At 71.8% G+C, this 15,021-nt stretch carries 11 protein-coding genes, 2 pseudogenes and 1 CRISPR repeat array; of the genes and pseudogenes, 7 read left to right on the top strand and 6 right to left on the bottom strand.

Translation table 11 applies throughout. The annotated features are described in order from the left end of the window. Window positions 1-29 precede the first annotated feature (29 nt). The 7 genes and pseudogenes from CU044_RS06150 (at window position 30) to CU044_RS06180 (ending at window position 9,406) form a co-directional block, all read left to right on the top strand. The gene (locus tag CU044_RS06150) at window positions 30-2,273 is read left to right on the top strand and encodes an acyl-CoA dehydrogenase (RefSeq protein ID WP_240045377.1); all 2,244 of its coding nucleotides are present in this window, start codon (window positions 30-32) and stop codon (window positions 2,271-2,273) included. A gap of 46 nt (window positions 2,274-2,319) precedes the next feature. Then, window positions 2,320-2,538 (top strand): annotated as a pseudogene (locus CU044_RS39375) (acyl carrier protein); the annotation flags it as partial. A gap of 122 nt (window positions 2,539-2,660) precedes the next feature. After that, entirely contained in the window at window positions 2,661-3,890 is a 1,230-nt protein-coding gene (locus CU044_RS06160) for a beta-ketoacyl-[acyl-carrier-protein] synthase family protein (protein ID WP_129767408.1), read from the top strand. Window positions 3,891-4,161: 271 nt separating this feature from the next. Continuing rightward, a pseudogene (locus tag CU044_RS06165) lies at window positions 4,162-4,923 on the top strand (SDR family oxidoreductase); the annotation flags it as partial. A 115-nt stretch (window positions 4,924-5,038) separates the two neighbouring features. Next, window positions 5,039-5,311: direct repeats of the CRISPR family, unit length 29 nt; unit sequence CGGAACACCCCCGCCTGCGCGGGGAGCAC. 386 nt (window positions 5,312-5,697) lie between these two features. Continuing rightward, window positions 5,698-6,576, top strand: coding sequence for a PP2C family protein-serine/threonine phosphatase (locus tag CU044_RS06170; protein WP_129767409.1), 879 nt, complete (start codon window positions 5,698-5,700; stop codon window positions 6,574-6,576). A 102-nt stretch (window positions 6,577-6,678) separates the two neighbouring features. Then, window positions 6,679-7,677 carry an MASE1 domain-containing protein gene (locus tag CU044_RS06175; RefSeq protein ID WP_129767483.1) on the top strand — a complete coding sequence of 333 codons (999 nt, stop codon included), beginning with the start codon at window positions 6,679-6,681 and terminating at the stop codon, window positions 7,675-7,677. 148 nt (window positions 7,678-7,825) lie between these two features. Then, entirely contained in the window at window positions 7,826-9,406 is a 1,581-nt protein-coding gene (locus CU044_RS06180; protein WP_129767410.1) for an aldehyde dehydrogenase (NADP(+)), read from the top strand. A gap of 75 nt (window positions 9,407-9,481) precedes the next feature. Here CU044_RS06180 and CU044_RS06185 read toward each other — a convergent pair whose 3' ends face one another. From CU044_RS06185 to CU044_RS06210, 6 genes are all read right to left on the bottom strand, one after another. Next, complete coding sequence (locus CU044_RS06185) at window positions 9,482-10,294, bottom strand: hypothetical protein (protein ID WP_240045378.1); 813 nt, start codon at window positions 10,292-10,294, stop codon at window positions 9,482-9,484. A 137-nt stretch (window positions 10,295-10,431) separates the two neighbouring features. Continuing rightward, window positions 10,432-11,712 (bottom strand): sigma-70 family RNA polymerase sigma factor, encoded by a 1,281-nt coding sequence (locus tag CU044_RS06190; protein WP_129767411.1) that lies wholly within the window; start codon window positions 11,710-11,712, stop codon window positions 10,432-10,434. 10 nt (window positions 11,713-11,722) lie between these two features. Beyond that, window positions 11,723-12,139 (bottom strand): YciI family protein, encoded by a 417-nt coding sequence (locus CU044_RS06195; protein WP_129767412.1) that lies wholly within the window; start codon window positions 12,137-12,139, stop codon window positions 11,723-11,725. 225 nt (window positions 12,140-12,364) lie between these two features. Beyond that, entirely contained in the window at window positions 12,365-13,405 is a 1,041-nt protein-coding gene (locus tag CU044_RS06200) for a bile acid:sodium symporter family protein (protein ID WP_129767485.1), read from the bottom strand. A gap of 37 nt (window positions 13,406-13,442) precedes the next feature. Then, window positions 13,443-13,991, bottom strand: coding sequence for a hypothetical protein (locus CU044_RS39380; protein WP_240045379.1), 549 nt, complete (start codon window positions 13,989-13,991; stop codon window positions 13,443-13,445). 16 nt (window positions 13,992-14,007) lie between these two features. Continuing rightward, the gene (locus CU044_RS06210) at window positions 14,008-14,871 is read right to left on the bottom strand and encodes an isocitrate lyase/PEP mutase family protein (RefSeq protein ID WP_129767413.1); all 864 of its coding nucleotides are present in this window, start codon (window positions 14,869-14,871) and stop codon (window positions 14,008-14,010) included. Window positions 14,872-15,021: the final 150 nt, after the last annotated feature.

Raw genomic sequence — 15,021 nt, forward strand, 5'->3', positions numbered from 1 at the left:
GCGTGAGTATAAATATCAACACCGTTGCCATGAAGTCATTCGACCAGACAGGCTCATTGGACCCGGCGGACTCATTGGACCCGGCGGACTCACTGGACGCGGCGGACTCACTGGACGCGGCGGACTCACTGGACGCGGCGGGCTCATTGACCCCAACGCTGGATCCGCTGACGCGCGTGCTCTTCGGGGACGACTTCGACGGCGAGCACGCGCCGTGGCGCCGGCTCGCCGCCGCGGCCCCGTTCCGCCGCCGGCCCGGTGCGTCGTCCGGGGAACGGCTGGCGATGGCGTACGGGCGGCTCCGTACCGTCAACGACGCGCTCGACAGCCCGGCGGGGCTGGTGGCCGACCCGCGCGGGCTCGCCGCGCTGCATGAGTGGCTGGGCCCGGTCGATCCGGCCTTCACGACGGTCGCGGGCATTCACTACAACCTGTTCCTCGGCAGCCTCCTCGACCACGCGGAGAGCGAGGCGGAGAGCGAGGCGGAGAGCGAGAAGGACGGGGCGCGCGGCACGGCGCGGGATCTGGCGGGCTCGGCGGCATCAGCGGGCCCGGCTGCGTCACGCGGCTCGGCTGCCTCACTCGGCTCGGCGGGCCAGGCGGATCTGGCGGACTTCTTCGCGCTGCGCCGAGTGGGCACCTTCCTCTGTACGGAGGTCGCGCACGGAAACGACGCGGTGGCCGTGGAGACGACGGCGACCTACGACCGGGAGCGGGACGGCTTCGTCCTGCGCACGCCGCATGCCGGGGCGCAGAAGTTCATGCCCAACACCAGCCCGGCGGGCGGCCCCAAGTCCGGTGTGGTGGCGGCCCGGTTGCTCGTGGACGGTACCGATCACGGCGTCTTTCTGTTCCTGACGCCGCTGACCGACTCCGTCGGGGCGCTCCCCGGCGTCCGGGTGCGCAGGCTGCCCGCCCGGCTGGGCAGCCCGGTGGACCACTGTCTGACCGCGTTCGACCGGGTCTTCGTGGGGCGCGAGGCGCTCCTGGGGGGCGCGCAGGGGCGGATCGACGAGGACGGTGAGTTCCGGAGCGAGCAGAGCAACCGCCGACGGCGTTTCCTGACCTCGATCGGCCGGGTCACGGCGGGCAAGCTCTCGATGAGCGCGTGCGCGGTCGGCTCGGCGCGGGTCACGCTGGCGCTCGCCGTGCGGTACGGCGGGCACCGGCACATCTCCGGTTCCAGAGGGGGGGAGCCGGTACCGGTGTTCGCGCACCGCAGCCACCACGGCCCGCTGGTCGGAGCCCTGGCCACGGTCTTCGCGATGACCCTGCTGCACCGTACGGCGCTGGACGTCTGGGAGTCGCGTACGGAAGCGGACGCGGACGAGGCCGAGCGGCTGGTGGCCGTCGCCAAGGGCTGGATCAGCTGGCGGGCGCGCGAGGTCATCGTGGAGTCGCGGGAACGGTGCGGTGCGCAGGCGCTGTTGGAGAACAACGGCATGACCGAGCTGCTGGCGGGTATCGAGGGCGTCATCACGGCGGAGGGCGACAATGTCGCGATCTACGCGAAGGCGGCGGCCGAGATGTTGTTCTCGGCGGCTCCGGCTCCGGCTCCGGCTCCGGTTTCGTCTCCGTCTTCGTTTTCGTCTTCGGGGCAGGAGGACGGATCGTACGGTCCCGCCGGCCGCGAGCTGACCGATCCGCTGTTCCTGAACGAACTCCTCGTCGCTGTCGAGGCCGTATGGCTGGCACGGGCCCGCCGCCGGATGAGCCAGGTGCCGCACGGCGACTCGCTGGCGCGGTGGAACGCGGCGTCCGGTGCCGCGCTGCGCGCCGTGGAGGCGTACGCGTACCGGCGCGCGTCGGAGGCGTACGCGGTGGCGGTGGCGGGACTGAAGTCCGCCCCGGCGTCCTCGCCGTCGGCCCATGACCTGTTGCGTTCGCTGCACCGGCTCTTCGCGCTCCAGTGGATCGACCGGAACAGCGGCGATCTGCTGGCCGCGGGCCGGCTGGCCCCCCGTCATCTCGACGAACTGCCCGAGGCCGTCGAACAGCTCATCTCGCGGCTGGCCGGCCATGCCCCCGCCCTTGTCGAGTCCTTCGCGCTGCCGGAGGAGATGCTCGCCGACTGGCCTATTTCCGCGGCCGGTTACGTGGACGCCTACGACGACGCGGAGGGCGCGTGGCACGCCGCACCCGCCGTACCCGCCGTACCCGCCGCACCCGCGGTACCTCCCGTATCCGCCGTACCTCCCGTCCCCGCGGTCCCTCCCGTACCCGACGCACCTCCTGCACCCGGCGCGCTCTCCGTACCCGCCGCACCCGCTTGAAACCACCGACCCCTTCAACCGACCCACCCACTGGAAAGGACTTCCCATGAGCGAGATCCACCCGAAGATCACCGAGGTGCTGACGGAGACGTTCAAGGTGCCCGCCGCGGAGATCATCCCCGAGGCCACGATGGACAGCCTGGAGATGGACTCCCTCGCCGTCGCCGAGTTCGCCGTCATCATCAAGGAGACGCTGGGGATCGACGCCGACTCGGACTCGCTGCTCAAGGGCGCCACGCTGGCCGAGATCACCGCGTTCCTCAACGGGGCGCGTACGGCGTGCACGGTGCGGCCCGCGCACGCGGCGCACGCGCTTCGCGCGGTTCACGCGGTCGGCACGACGAGTGGCGTCAGCGAGGCGAACGAGGCCCCGGTGGGCGTCGGCCGATGACCGGACCCGCCATCGCCATCACCGGCCTGGGGATGATCACCCCGGCCGGGAACGACACCGACTCCACCTGGCACGGCGTGTGCGCGGGGGTCTCCCCGGCCCACCGGGTGCCCGAACTGAGCGGCTGCGCGGTCGACTTCGCCTGTACGGTCGAGGGCATCGATCTCGACGCCGCGATCGGCGGGCGTACGGCCTTCCGGATGGGCCGGTACGTGAAGTTCGCGCTCCTCGCCGCGCGCGAGGCGGTCGCCGACGCCGGACTCGACCCGACGAGCTGGGACGGCACCCGGGTCGCCGTCGTGGTCGGGACCAGCAGCGGAGGATCCGCCAGCCTGACGGAACAGTCCGTCGCGCTCGACAGACGCGGGCCCGAGGCGACCTCCCCGTCCGGCATCCTGCTCACCATCCCCAACATGCCGGCGGCCGAGATCGCCATCAAGATGCGGGCCACCGGGCCCAGCATGGCGCCGTGCACGGCGTGTTCCTCGGGGGTCACGGCGCTGTCGGTGGCGCGGGATCTGCTCTCCACCGGGCAGTGCGACATCGCCGTCGCGGGGGCGACGGAATCCATCGTCTTCCCGGTCGCCATAACCGGGTTCGTGCGCTCGGGCGCCGCCGCGCTGGCCGGTCCCGGCGACGATCCATCGGTGCTGTGCCGGCCCTTCGCCTCGGACCGCGCGGGGCTGGTCCTGGGGGAGGGCGCGGCGATCATGGTGCTGGAGCGCGAGCAGGACGCGCGGGCGCGCGGCGCGGAGCCACGCGCGCTGCTGGCGGGCGCCGGTGCCACGACCGACGCGCACCACCCGACGAGTCCGCACCCCTCGGGCGCCGTCGCCCAGCGCGCGGTGGAGGTGGCGCTGCGCGACGCGGGCTGGCGGTCCGGTGATGTCGAGCACGTCAACGCGCACGGCACCTCGACGCCGCTCAACGACGCGACCGAGGCGGCGCTGATCAGCAGGGTCTATCCGCACCGGCCGCCGGTCACGGCGCCCAAGGGGGTGCTGGGGCACTGCATGGGGGCGGCGGGGGCGATCGAGGCGGGCCTGACCGTGCTGACGCTCCAGCACGGCGTCGTACCACCGATCGCCAACCTGGACGCGCCGGCCGTCGAGTTCGACATCGACTGCGTGACCAAGCAGCCGCTGCGCCAGCGGATCGACCGGGCGGTCAGCCACTCGTTCGGCTTCGGCGGGCACAACGCGGTACTGGCGCTGCAACGCGCCTGACCCACGCCGCCGTACGCCACGCACGGCTCCGTGCGCCACGCACGGCGCGGTACGCACCGCGCGTACGCACCGCCTCGCCACCGCCGTACGCACCCGCCGTACGCACCCGCCATAGGCACCGCCGTACGTTCGCCGCCCCGGTCGCACGGACCGCGTCGGCTGTACGGATCGCGCCGGCGCACACAATGCGCCGACGTATGGAATGCCGTCCTCCAGCCACGCGCCGGGGGGCGGCCTCCCCTCACTTCACTCGCACTCCGGAGGCCCCACCATGAGCAGGCACCCGCCGCTCCGAGGACGTACCGCCGTCATCACCGGCGCCGCGCGCGGCGTCGGCGAGCAACTCGCCCGGTCCCTGTCCGAACGGGGCGCCCGGCTGGCGCTCGTCGGCCTGGAGAAGTCCGAACTCGCCCGCGTCGCCGAGTCGTTGACGGGCGAGGCGGACCACTGGCACGCGGATGTCACCGACGCGGCGGCCATGCTGCGCACGGCACGGCTCGTCGAGGAACGCTTCGGTACGGTCGATGTCGTCGTCGCCAACGCCGGGGTCGCGGTGGGCGGCCTCTTCCGTCACTCGGAGCCCGACGCGTGGCGCCGCGTCATCGAGGTCAACCTGATCGGCAGCGCGAACACCGCCCGCGCCTTCCTCCCCGCCCTGCTGGATTCCCGCGGCTACTACCTCCAGGTCGCCTCGCTCGCGGCCCTCGCCCCCGCGCCGATGATGACGGCCTACTGCGCGTCGAAGGCGGGGGTGGAGTCCTTCGCGCACACCCTCCGCACCGAGCTGGCGCACCACGGGGTGGGGGTCGGCGTCGGTTATCTCACCTGGACCGACACCGACATGGTCCGGGGCGCCGACCAGGACTCCACGCTCCGCGAGCTGCGCTCCCGTATGCGCTGGCCCGCCAACCGCACCTACCCGCTGGCCCCTGCCGTGGACCGCCTCGCCACCGGCATCGAACGCCGCGCCCGCCACATCTACGCCCAGCCCTGGCTCCGCGCGGCCCAGCTCGTCCGCGCGGCCCTCCCGTCCGCCGCGACGCACCGTGCCCGCCGCGCCCTGCCCGCCCTGGAGCCCGCCTCGGCGGCGATCCCCCCCACCCTCCTGGGCGCGGGCGGAACCGCCAACGACCCATGTTCGCGTCCGTCGGAACACCCCCGCTTGCGCGGGGAGCACTAGACGGTCGAGGTCCCGTAATCCTGGCCCATCGGAACACCCCCGCCTGCGCGGGGAGCACGACGGCGCCGCCTCATGCAGATCACGCTACGAAGGAACACCCCCGCCTGCGCGGGGAGCACTGCGCAGCGGCCTTCCGGATGTCGCCGATGTACGGAACACCCCCGCCTGCGCGGGGAGCACGCCCAGACGGAGACCGCGCCGCCGGCCCAGGGCGGAACACCCCCGCCTGCGCGGGGAGCACCCTTCTCGACCTGCGGCGTTAGGCGGGCTTTGTCGTTGCTTGACCATTGCTCGTCCTCACGCCTTCATGGTGTCAGAGGCATGTGGTCGGTGGGGCTGCCTTGTCGTCGTAGCTGGACCGAATGCCCATCGGGTCGCTCGACAAGCCGGCCTGCCAACCCGGCCCGCGCGGAGCCGAAGCCCCCGTCCTGGCGAGGGTCCCCCCGCGCCTCCGCCGCACGTTGTGTGTGTCATGCATGTATGTATGTCCGGGAATGTCCGGTTCATCCGGCGGAAGCCGCGTGTTCGAAATATGATGGAGGTGAGGCTTGAGCGAGAGCCCCTCTGTACTCCGTTGCGAGGAACAACTCACAGCGGTCCACCAACGGACGTACCTCGGAGCGGTGCATGACCCGGCGTCGTCCCGTCCGGTCGGCGAGCGCCGACGACCTGCTGACCACACTCGGCCGGCTCACCGCCCAGGCGCGGCGGCGGGTGGAGTTGCAGCATGCCCGGGTGGAGCTGGCGGAGGCCCTGCAACGTGCGATGCTGCCGCCTTTCCTGCCCGCCGTACCGGGGCTGCGGACCGCCGCCAGGTACGCGCCCGCGCGGGACGGTCTCGATATCGGCGGCGACTGGTACGACGGGTTCGTGCTGCCCGACGGCGCGCTCGCGTTCTGTGTCGGTGACGTCCAGGGGCACGATGTCGAGGCGGCCGTGATCATGGGGCAGGTGCGTATCGGTCTGCGGGCGGTCGCCGCGGCGGCCGGTGACCCCGGGCAGGTGCTGAGCCGGGCCAACGATCTGATGCTGTCGGTGGACTCCACCCTCTTCGCGACCTGCACGTTCCTCCGTTTCGACCCCGTCACCCGGGTGCTGGAGAGCGCCCGCGCCGGCCATGTGGCCTCGGTGTGGGCCGCGGCGGACGGCAGCTCGGGTGTCGACGAGGACCCGGGCGGTCTGCCGCTGGGCATCCTGCCGGGGGAGACGTATCCGGTGATCCGCCGCCGTCTGACGGACACCGGGGCGTTCGTGCTGGTCACGGACGGCGTGGTCGAGGGGCCGTCCTTTCCGGTCGAGAACGGTCTGGGGCGGGTGGCCCGGCTGACCGCCGAGGCGGTCCTGGCCGCCGAGGACGCCCGTACCGGGGTGGACCCCGGCGAGCTGGCCGCCGAGGTGCTGAAGGTGGCCGAGCTGACAGGTCACTCGGACGACGCCGCCGTGCTCGTCCTCTGCCATGACTCCGTACCGGACGGCCCCGTCGGCGCCTACCCTTCGTGCCGCTGACCCGGAAGTCCGGCGTCCGCGCGTACGGCCCGGGGTGACGCGAGCCCTCCGGCAGTGCGTGTCACGGCGTACCCGGGCGGCGGGCGTTGTCTGATGGCTCATGTGGTGCGTACCGAGGAAGTCCAACGTCTGTCCCTGGCGGCTCTCCGGATTCTCGGCGTCGCCCTCGCCTACTACGGGGTCGCACAGCTCGGTCTGCTGAAGCAGCTGGTGATCGAGGGCGCGGTCGTGACGGCTCTCTGGCCGTCCACGGGCATCGCGCTGGCCGGGCTGCTCTTCCTCGGCCTCGGCGTCTGGCCGGGAATCACGCTCGGCGCCCTCTTCACCGTCGTGACGCTCGGTTCCGTCCACCTCTTCGACATCGGGATCATCGCGGCCAGCACCCTCGCCCCCGTCTGTGCCTGTCTGATGCTCCGGCGCGTGGGCTTCCGTATGGAGCTGGACCGGCTGCGGGACGGGGTCGCCCTGGTGTTCCTCGGGGCCCTGGCCGGGATGCTGATCAGCGCGACGCTGGGCGTGTGGATGCTGGTGCTCGGCGGCAAGCTGCGGCTGTCGGGATTCTGGCCGACCTGGTCGGCGTGGTGGGTGGGTGACGCCATGGGCGTGCTCGTGGTCACGCCGGTGCTGCTGATGCTCCGCAGGGCCCGGCGCCCGCGGGCCAGGGACTTCCGCCGCTGGCCCGAGGCGGTGGCCCTGCTGATCACCGCCCTAGTCGTGACGCCGCTGGCCACGATGAGCAGCCTCTCGCTGCTCTTCCTCGTCTTCCCGGTGCTGATCTGGGCCGCGCTGCGCTTCCAGCTTCCCGGGAGCGCGCCGTACGCGCTGTTCGTGACCGTACTGGCGATCTCGGAGGCGACCGACCTCGTCGGGGCCTTCGCCCACCACAACCTCATTCAGCGGATGGTCAGCCTCCAGGCCCTCAACGGGTCCGTCGCGCTGACCTCGCTGCTGCTGGCGGCGATCGTCACCGAGCAGCGGAACGTCCGGCTGAAGATCGAGGAGGCGTGTGTGGAGCTGGCCGATCTGGTGGCGCACCTCAGCCCGGCGGAGCCGCCGAAAAGGTGGGGGCCGGACCGTGGGACGAACGCCAGGGGCGGCTGACCCCGCCGGCTCCTGCCCCTGCCCCTGCCCCTGTCGCCCCCGCGACCGCACAGCGCGCGGCGCGCGACGCACGGGCCGACGATCCGGACGAAACCCGACGAGCGGGACGAAGCCCAGAGAAGGCCCAGAGAGGTGAGGTGGCGGCACCATGCCCCTGACAGGAGCGATGTTCCTCGGCGCCGAGCGGCGGACCGGCCGCGGCCCGGTCGTCGCCTCGGTCGATCCCCGTACGGACACCCCGCTGGAGCCCGGCTACGGCTCCGGCACCCCCGAGGACGTCGCCCGCGCCTGCGAACTGGCCGAGCAGGCGGCCCCCGGCTACCGCGCCACCTCTCCCGAGCGGCGGGCGACCTTCCTGGAGCGGATCGCGGACCGTATCGAGGCGCTCGGCGAGGAGCTGACCGTCCGGGCCGTCGCCGAGAGCGGCCTCCCCGCGGACCGGGTCACCGGTGAACGGGACCGTACGACGGGGCAGTTGCGGCTCCTCGCGGCCGAGGTGCGGTACGGCTCCTGGGCGGAGGTACGGATCGACCGGCCGCTGCCGGATCGCGTCCCCGAGCCGCGGCCCGATCTGCGGGAGCGTCATATCGGCATCGGGCCGGTGGCGGTGTTCGGCGCGAGCGACTTCCCGCTCGGGTTCTCGGTGGCGGGCGGCGACAGCACCGCCGCGCTCGCCGCGGGCTGCCCCGTGGTGCTCAAGGCGCACAGCGCCCACCTGGGCACCTCGGAACTGGTCGGCTCGGCCGTGGCCGCCGCCGTACGCGAGAGCGAGCTGCCGGAAGGCGTGTTCTCGCTGCTCTTCGGCTCCGGCGCGGAACTCGGCAGGGCCCTGGTCGCCGACCCCCGGATCCGGGCCGTCGGCTTCACCGGATCGCGGGCGGGCGGCGAGGCGCTGATGCGTACGGCCGCCGCCCGCCCGGAACCGGTCCCCGTGTACGCCGAGATGAGCAGCGTCAACCCGGTGTTCCTGCTGCCCGGCGCCCTCCGCGACCGGTCCGCCGCGCTGGTCGAGGGGTTCGTCGACGCGCTGACGGCGGGGGCCGGGCAGTTCCGCACCCGGCCGGGGCTGCTGGCCGGAGTCAACGGACCGGAGCTGGCGGAGTTCCTGGCGGCGGCCGGCCGGGAGGTGTCGGCGCGGACCGCGCAGACGGTCCAGACCCGCGCCCTCCACGACGCGTACGAGAGCGCGGCGGCGGCGCTGACGGCGGTCGAGGACGTACGGGAGATCGCCGCCGGACAGCCGGGCGAGGGCGCCAACACCTGTGCGCCCCGGCTGTTCACGGTCCCGGCCGAGACGTTCCTGAGCAGGCCGGAACTCCAGGATCAGGCGTTCGGCGCCGCCGCGACCGTCGTGACCTGCCGTGACACGGCCCAACTCACCGAGGTGGCCCGCGCCTTGCGGGGCCAGCTGACCGCCACGGTCCACCACGGCCCGGGGGACCAGGACACCGCCGCCGCCCTGCTGCCGCTGCTGGAGACCAGGGCGGGCCGCGTGCTCTATGCCGGCTGGCCCACGGCGGTCGAGGTCAGCCACGCCATGGTGCACGGCGGTCCGTACCCGGCCACCTCGGACGTCCGCACGACCTCGGTCGGTACCCTGTCCGTCCGCCGTTTCCTGCGCCCGGTCTGCTACCAGGACGTCCCGGCCGACTTCCTCCCCGCCGACGTGTCCGACGGCAACCCCCGCGATCTGCCCCGCCGGCTGGACGGCGCGAGGGAACAGCGCTGAGCGCTTCTGCCGCAACCGCCGCTTCTGCCGCAACCGCCGCTTCCGCCGCGACCGCCGCCGTCCGGGCCCCGACGCTCAGTGGTAGACGGGGAACGGCGTGGTCGCGGGGCTGATGAGGGCCGCGTACGGGTCCTCGTGACGGCGATGACGGCCGGACTGGCCGCTGTCGGAGGGCGGGGTACGGGGGGTGAGCAGCCCGTCGTTGGCCAGGGTCTGTACGCGGAGCAGCAGCGCCCGCAGATCCAGGCCCAGCTCGGCGGCGACCGTCTGGAGGTCGAGGCCGGACTTCCAGCTCCACAGCAGGACGGAGTCCATGCTGGCCGACCAGACCACGGACTCCTCCACGGCGGGGGTGTGGAAGACCGTGGGCGCGGCGGCGGCCGTCTGCGCGTCCTGGGGCATCGCGTCCGGCTGCGGGGGCATCTCGGCCCGGGGCTGCGGCAGCTGGACATCCGACACGGGGAAGGCGTCGGCGGAGGGATCGTGCATCGGCGGGTGTCCCTGTGCCTGCCCCTGCCCTTGCCCCTGCCCCTGTGCCTGTGGCGGGGGCGGCGGTGTCTGCGGTGGCTCCTGCGGGAACAGCGGTGTCAGCGGCGCGAGCGGTGGTGGCGGTGGCTGCGCTCCGCGGACGAGGAGTTCCTCGGCGACCGACCGGGCGTCCTCCCTGCCCACCGTGCGCCGCGCGACCCGCACTTCGCGTTCGTTCAGGCCCATCAGATCGGCCACCGCGCCGTCGTTTCCGACCGTCACGGAGAAGGCCGCGAGCGTCCTGCTCCGCTCGGCCTGCGCCTCGTCCAGCACTGACTGCGCCTGGCGCACACGCTCATCGCTGGCGCAGAACGCTTCGGCCAGGACAGTGTTCCGCTCCCAGAGTTCACGTGGATCCACGTGCGTAACAACGCCCGTGGCTCGTACAAGCATGGACTATGTGTTCAATTGCACCCAAAAGGCCTAAAGATAGAATAAGGGCCAGTTGGATCAGATCTTTCATGGAGATGTCATGGGATGACAATCTCCGGCGGCGACTACGTCGGCGATTCCGTCGGCGATTCCGTCGGCGATTCAGCGGCGGCTCCGGTCGACAGCCTGGCGGCGCGCGTCCGCAGATACCGCGCCTCGGGCACGCTGAGCGTACGCCCGGCGGCCAGCCGGTAGGCGGCACGCGCGCCGTCGATGTCCCCCGCCTTTTCCAGCAGATGCGCGCGTACGGCGTCGAGCCGGTGATGGCCCGCCAACCGGTCCTCCAGTACGGCGACCTCGGCCAGCCCCGCCCGGGGGCCGTGCACCATCGCGACGGCCACGGCCCTGCCGAGTTCGGCCATGGGCTCGGGCGTGCGGCGCACCAGAATGTCGTACAGGGCCAGGATCTGCGGCCAGTCGGTGTCCTCGGCGCGGGCCGCCTCGTCATGGAGCGCGGCGATCGCGGACTGCACCTGGTAGGGGCCGGCCGGGCCCTGGGACAGCGCCTCCGTCACCAGCGCGGTGCCTTCCGCGATCGCCTTCCCGTCCCAGAGGGAACGGTCCTGCTCGTCCAGCGGGATCAGTTCGCCCTCAGGACCCGTACGCGCCGCGCTCCGGGCGTCGGTGAGCAGCATCAGCGCGAGCAGCCCGGTCACCGCGCCCTCCCGGGGCAGCAGCCGGCGTACGGCCCGGGTCAGCCGGATCGCCTCACGGGCGAGATCGGCGCGGTGCAGATCGCTGCCGGAGGTCGCCGTATACCCCTCGTTGAAGATCAGATAGAGCACCTGGAGCACGGGCGCGAGCCGTTGGTCCCGGTCTTCGGGCCCCGGCTGCCGGAAAGGCACCCCCTTGATCCGCCGCTTGGCCCTGCTGATCCGCTGCGCCATCGTCGCCTCGGGCACCAGATGGGCGCGGGCGATCTCGGCCGTGGTCAGACCGCCGACGGCGCGCAGCGTGAGGGCGATCTGCGCGGCCGGGGCCAGTTCGGGGTGGCAGCAGAGGAAGAGCAGGGTGAGGGTGTCGTCCTGGGACGGCGCGCGGCTCTCACCGGGCGGCGGCGCCGTGAACGCGTCGCGCGGTGCGAGCGCCGCGGCCGTCTCCTCGCGCAGACGCCGTGCCTCGTCGGCGCGCAGCTGGTCCACGAGCCGCCGGGAGGCGACCTTGATCAGCCAGCCGCGCGGGTTGGCGGGCACCTCTGTCTCCGGCCACTGCCGCGCCGCCGCGAGCAGCGCCTCCTGTACGGAGTCCTCGGCCGCGCCGAAGTGTCCGTACCGGCGTACCAGCGCGCCGAGGACCTGCGGCGCGTGCAGCCGCAGCAGGTCCTCGATCTCCGTTCCGGGCCTCATGCCGTACGTCTCACACGTCGCCCCCGCCCATGTCCGGGATGGGCCGGATGATCACGGGGTAGACCGGGGAGCCCTCGGGCGCCGGGCACCGCAGGAAGCGCTCGGCGATCTCCGTCACGCGCTCCAGGCTCTCGCAGTCCAGTACCCAGTAGCCGGCGAGCAGTTCCTTGGTCTCGCCGTACGGGCCGTCCGTGATCACGGACCGGCCGTCGTCGCCGACTCCGACGACGCGCGTGGCGGCGGGCTCGGCCAGACCGTTCCCGTCCACCATCTCGCCGCTCTCGGCGAGGTCGTTGTTGAGCTCTTCCATGTAGGAGAACATCGCCCGCAGATCGTCCTCGTTCCAGGCCGGGCTGTGGGCGGACGCCTTGCCGGCCATCGCGTCGTAGTCGGCCTGCGCGCCCTGCACCATCACCAGGTACTTCATGATGTCGTCTCCTCTGTTCCTCGGTAGGCCGTCACCCCTTGTGGGCGACTCTCACAGGGGACGTCGGAGCGGGTCGCGCGTTCTCGACAGCTCACGGGACGGACTGGCGAAGATTTTTCCGGAATCCCTCTCACAGCGGAAGTGTTCCGGGGGCGGAGCCGCTCCGGGAGCGGAACCGCCTTGGCGGGGAACCGCTCCCGGCGGGGAAGCACCGGTACCCGGCGGTCAGCGGGCCGTCTCCCGCGCGGGAACGGCGCGGGACGTCTGCGCGGGGGTCCGGTCGGACGGGTCGGGCGCCGTTTCCAGCGGCCGGCGGCCCCAGCGGCCCGCGAGGACCGCGCACACCATCAGCTGCACCTGGTGGAAGAGCATGAGGGGAAGGATCACCGGGCCCGCCGAGGCCCCGAACAGCACCGCCGCCATGGGCAGTCCCGTCGCCAGGCTCTTGTTGGAGCCGCAGAAGACGATGGTGATCCGGTCCTCCTTGCTGAACCCCAGCCGTCGCGCGGCGAACGAGGTCACCGTGAGAGCCACCGTCAGCAGAAGCACGGCCAGCGTCACCAGACCGGCCAGCCGCGCCGGGGTGATCTGCCGCCAGATGCCTTCCGCCATGCCCTGGCTGAAGGCCGTATAGACGACGAGGAGGATGGAGAACCGGTCCAGCAGGCCGATCTGCTTCTTGTGCCGTCCGATGAACCCGCCGATCCAGCGGCGCAGCAACTGCCCGGCGACGAAGGGAAGCAGGAGCTGGGTGGTGATGGCCACCGCCCCGTGGGCCGAGAAGCTGACGGTGGAGCCGATCAGCCACGCCGCGAGCAGCGGGGTGGCGACCATGCCGAACAGGCTGGAGTACGTACCGGCGCAGATGGCGGCCGGGACATTGCCCCGGGCGGTGGAGGTCAGCGCGATCGACGACTGGACGGTCGAGGGAACGACGCAGAGGAAGAGGAGGCCGGTGTAGAGCTGGTCGGTGAGGAGGAACGGTACGAGCCCGCCCACGGCCAGCCCGAGCAGCGGGAAGAGCGCGAACGTACTGGCCCCCACCACGAGATGGAGTTTCCACTGCCGCAGACCGTCGACCGCCTCGCGGGTGGAGAGCCGGGCGCCGTAGAGGAAGAAGAGCAGCGCGATGGCGAGATCGGCGGCACCGCCGACGGCCACGGCCGCCCGGCCGGTCGCGGGCAGCAGCGCCGCGAACACGACCGTGCCGAGAAGGGCGACGACATAGAGGTCGACCGCCCTTCCCAGCCGGCCTGGCCAGGACATCAGCCAGGACGACGTCAGCCAGGACTTAGAGGTCACGTCATTCACCGTTCTCGCCTTGGTACGGCGGATGCCCGATCTGCCCGATCTGCTCGATCACACCACCCGAGCCGGAACCCGCGCCCGCGCCCGCGCCCGAGCCCGGACCCGAGCCGGAGCCGGGGGACTGGCCGGAGGACGGCGCGGGTGACGTGTCGGACCCGGAGGACGGGCGCGGACACGAGCAGGCCCCGGTCGGGTCGCCGCTTCCGGTCCCGTTGTTCCCGGTCTGGACGTCGATGGCGCCACCACCCCCGTCGTGGTCGCTGCCCGCCGTGCCCTTGCTCCTGAACAGCATGTTGAGCGTCCGGTCGACCTCCAGCCACGAGTCGGCATGGGAGTTGTCGACCACCAGCAGACCGACGTTGCGTCCGGCGACCGGCCCCGACTTCTCCGGCTCGTCGTCGTCGGCCTGTGCGGTGCCCGCACCGCACAGGACACTCGTCGTCGCCGCGACGAGGACACTCGTCGTGGAGACTCCCCTCAGAAGGGGTGATTTCTTCGGAAGACGGTGCCGGCCGGTGCCGGACCGAAGGAAATGAGATGACAAGAGGGAATTCCCGTGGTCACACCGACACCGAAACGCGACTGTCGTGGTGTCTGCTGATGTTCTTTTCCAGCAGTTCCGTCGATCCCTTGACCCCGATCGCCCCCGTCTCCCTGGTGTCCGGCAGCCGGCCGTCGGCCATTTTCAGATCGACCAGCGCGCCGTCGATCGCGCCGTGCGCGGCGAAAAGACACGGCGTGCTGTAGATGGCGAGATTCACGCCCAGGTCGGAGAGTTCGGAGAGGGAGAGCCTCGGCGACTTTCCGCCCGCGATCTGGTTGAACAGCAGCGGCTTGTCGCCGACGACCGAGCGGATCTTACGAATCCACTCCACGCTCCGCACACCGTCGACGAGGACGACATCCGCGTCCGTCTCCGCCAGCGCGGCGGCGCGCCGTACGATCTCCGACTCCTCCGTGGCGTCCGTACGCGCCACCACGAGCATCTCCTCCCTGCTGCGCAGCACCAGATCGAGCTTGGCCAGGTACTCCTCCAGCGGCAGGATGAGCTTCCCGTCCGCGTGCCCGCACCTGCGTGGCCGCTTCTGGTCCTCCAGAATCACCCCCGAGGCCCCGGCGCGCTCCAGCCGCTGGACGACATGGCACGCGACTTCCGGGTCCACGTACCCGTCGTCGATGTCGACAAGCATGTGATGGCGTGGGAACGCCAGACGGAGCCGTTCCGCGAAGGCCACCATGTCGGGCCAGGCGATGAAACCGATGTCCGGCAGCCCGTAATGGGAAGCGGCGAATCCGAAGCCGGACACAAAGAATCCGTTGTAGTGCTGGGCCGCGATCGAGGCCGAGTACATGTCGTAGATGCCGATGAGAGGTGTCGTACGAGGCGATTCGACCGCTTCTCGCAAGGCGTTGCCGTAGCGCATGGTTCTCCCTCATTCCAGAACCCGCCCGGTCACGAGTTCAGGCGACGTGCTGACGGGCACACATTTACAGAAGACCAAGACTTCGTAAAACGACACACCGCGTCGTCGCCCGATCTGGCAAAAAATTCGGAGTGATCGATATGTGTGACA

The sequence above is a fragment of the Streptomyces sp. L-9-10 genome, assembly GCF_004151105.1.
Classification (GTDB): Bacteria; Actinomycetota; Actinomycetes; order Streptomycetales; family Streptomycetaceae; genus Streptomyces.

What these genes read in the sequence shown, in the direction of transcription:
- CU044_RS06200 (WP_129767485.1), bottom strand. Translation starts at nt 13,405, where the DNA reads ATGTCCTGGCCAGGCCGGCTGGGAAGGGCGGTCGACCTCTATGTCGTC.
- CU044_RS06160 (WP_129767408.1), top strand. Translation starts at nt 2,661, where the DNA reads ATGACCGGACCCGCCATCGCCATCACCGGCCTGGGGATGATCACCCCG.
- CU044_RS06180 (WP_129767410.1), top strand. Translation starts at nt 7,826, where the DNA reads ATGCCCCTGACAGGAGCGATGTTCCTCGGCGCCGAGCGGCGGACCGGC.
- CU044_RS06195 (WP_129767412.1), bottom strand. Translation starts at nt 12,139, where the DNA reads ATGAAGTACCTGGTGATGGTGCAGGGCGCGCAGGCCGACTACGACGCG.
- CU044_RS06210 (WP_129767413.1), bottom strand. Translation starts at nt 14,871, where the DNA reads ATGCGCTACGGCAACGCCTTGCGAGAAGCGGTCGAATCGCCTCGTACG.
- CU044_RS06170 (WP_129767409.1), top strand. Translation starts at nt 5,698, where the DNA reads ATGACCCGGCGTCGTCCCGTCCGGTCGGCGAGCGCCGACGACCTGCTG.
- CU044_RS06150 (WP_240045377.1), top strand. Translation starts at nt 30, where the DNA reads ATGAAGTCATTCGACCAGACAGGCTCATTGGACCCGGCGGACTCATTG.
- CU044_RS06190 (WP_129767411.1), bottom strand. Translation starts at nt 11,712, where the DNA reads ATGAGGCCCGGAACGGAGATCGAGGACCTGCTGCGGCTGCACGCGCCG.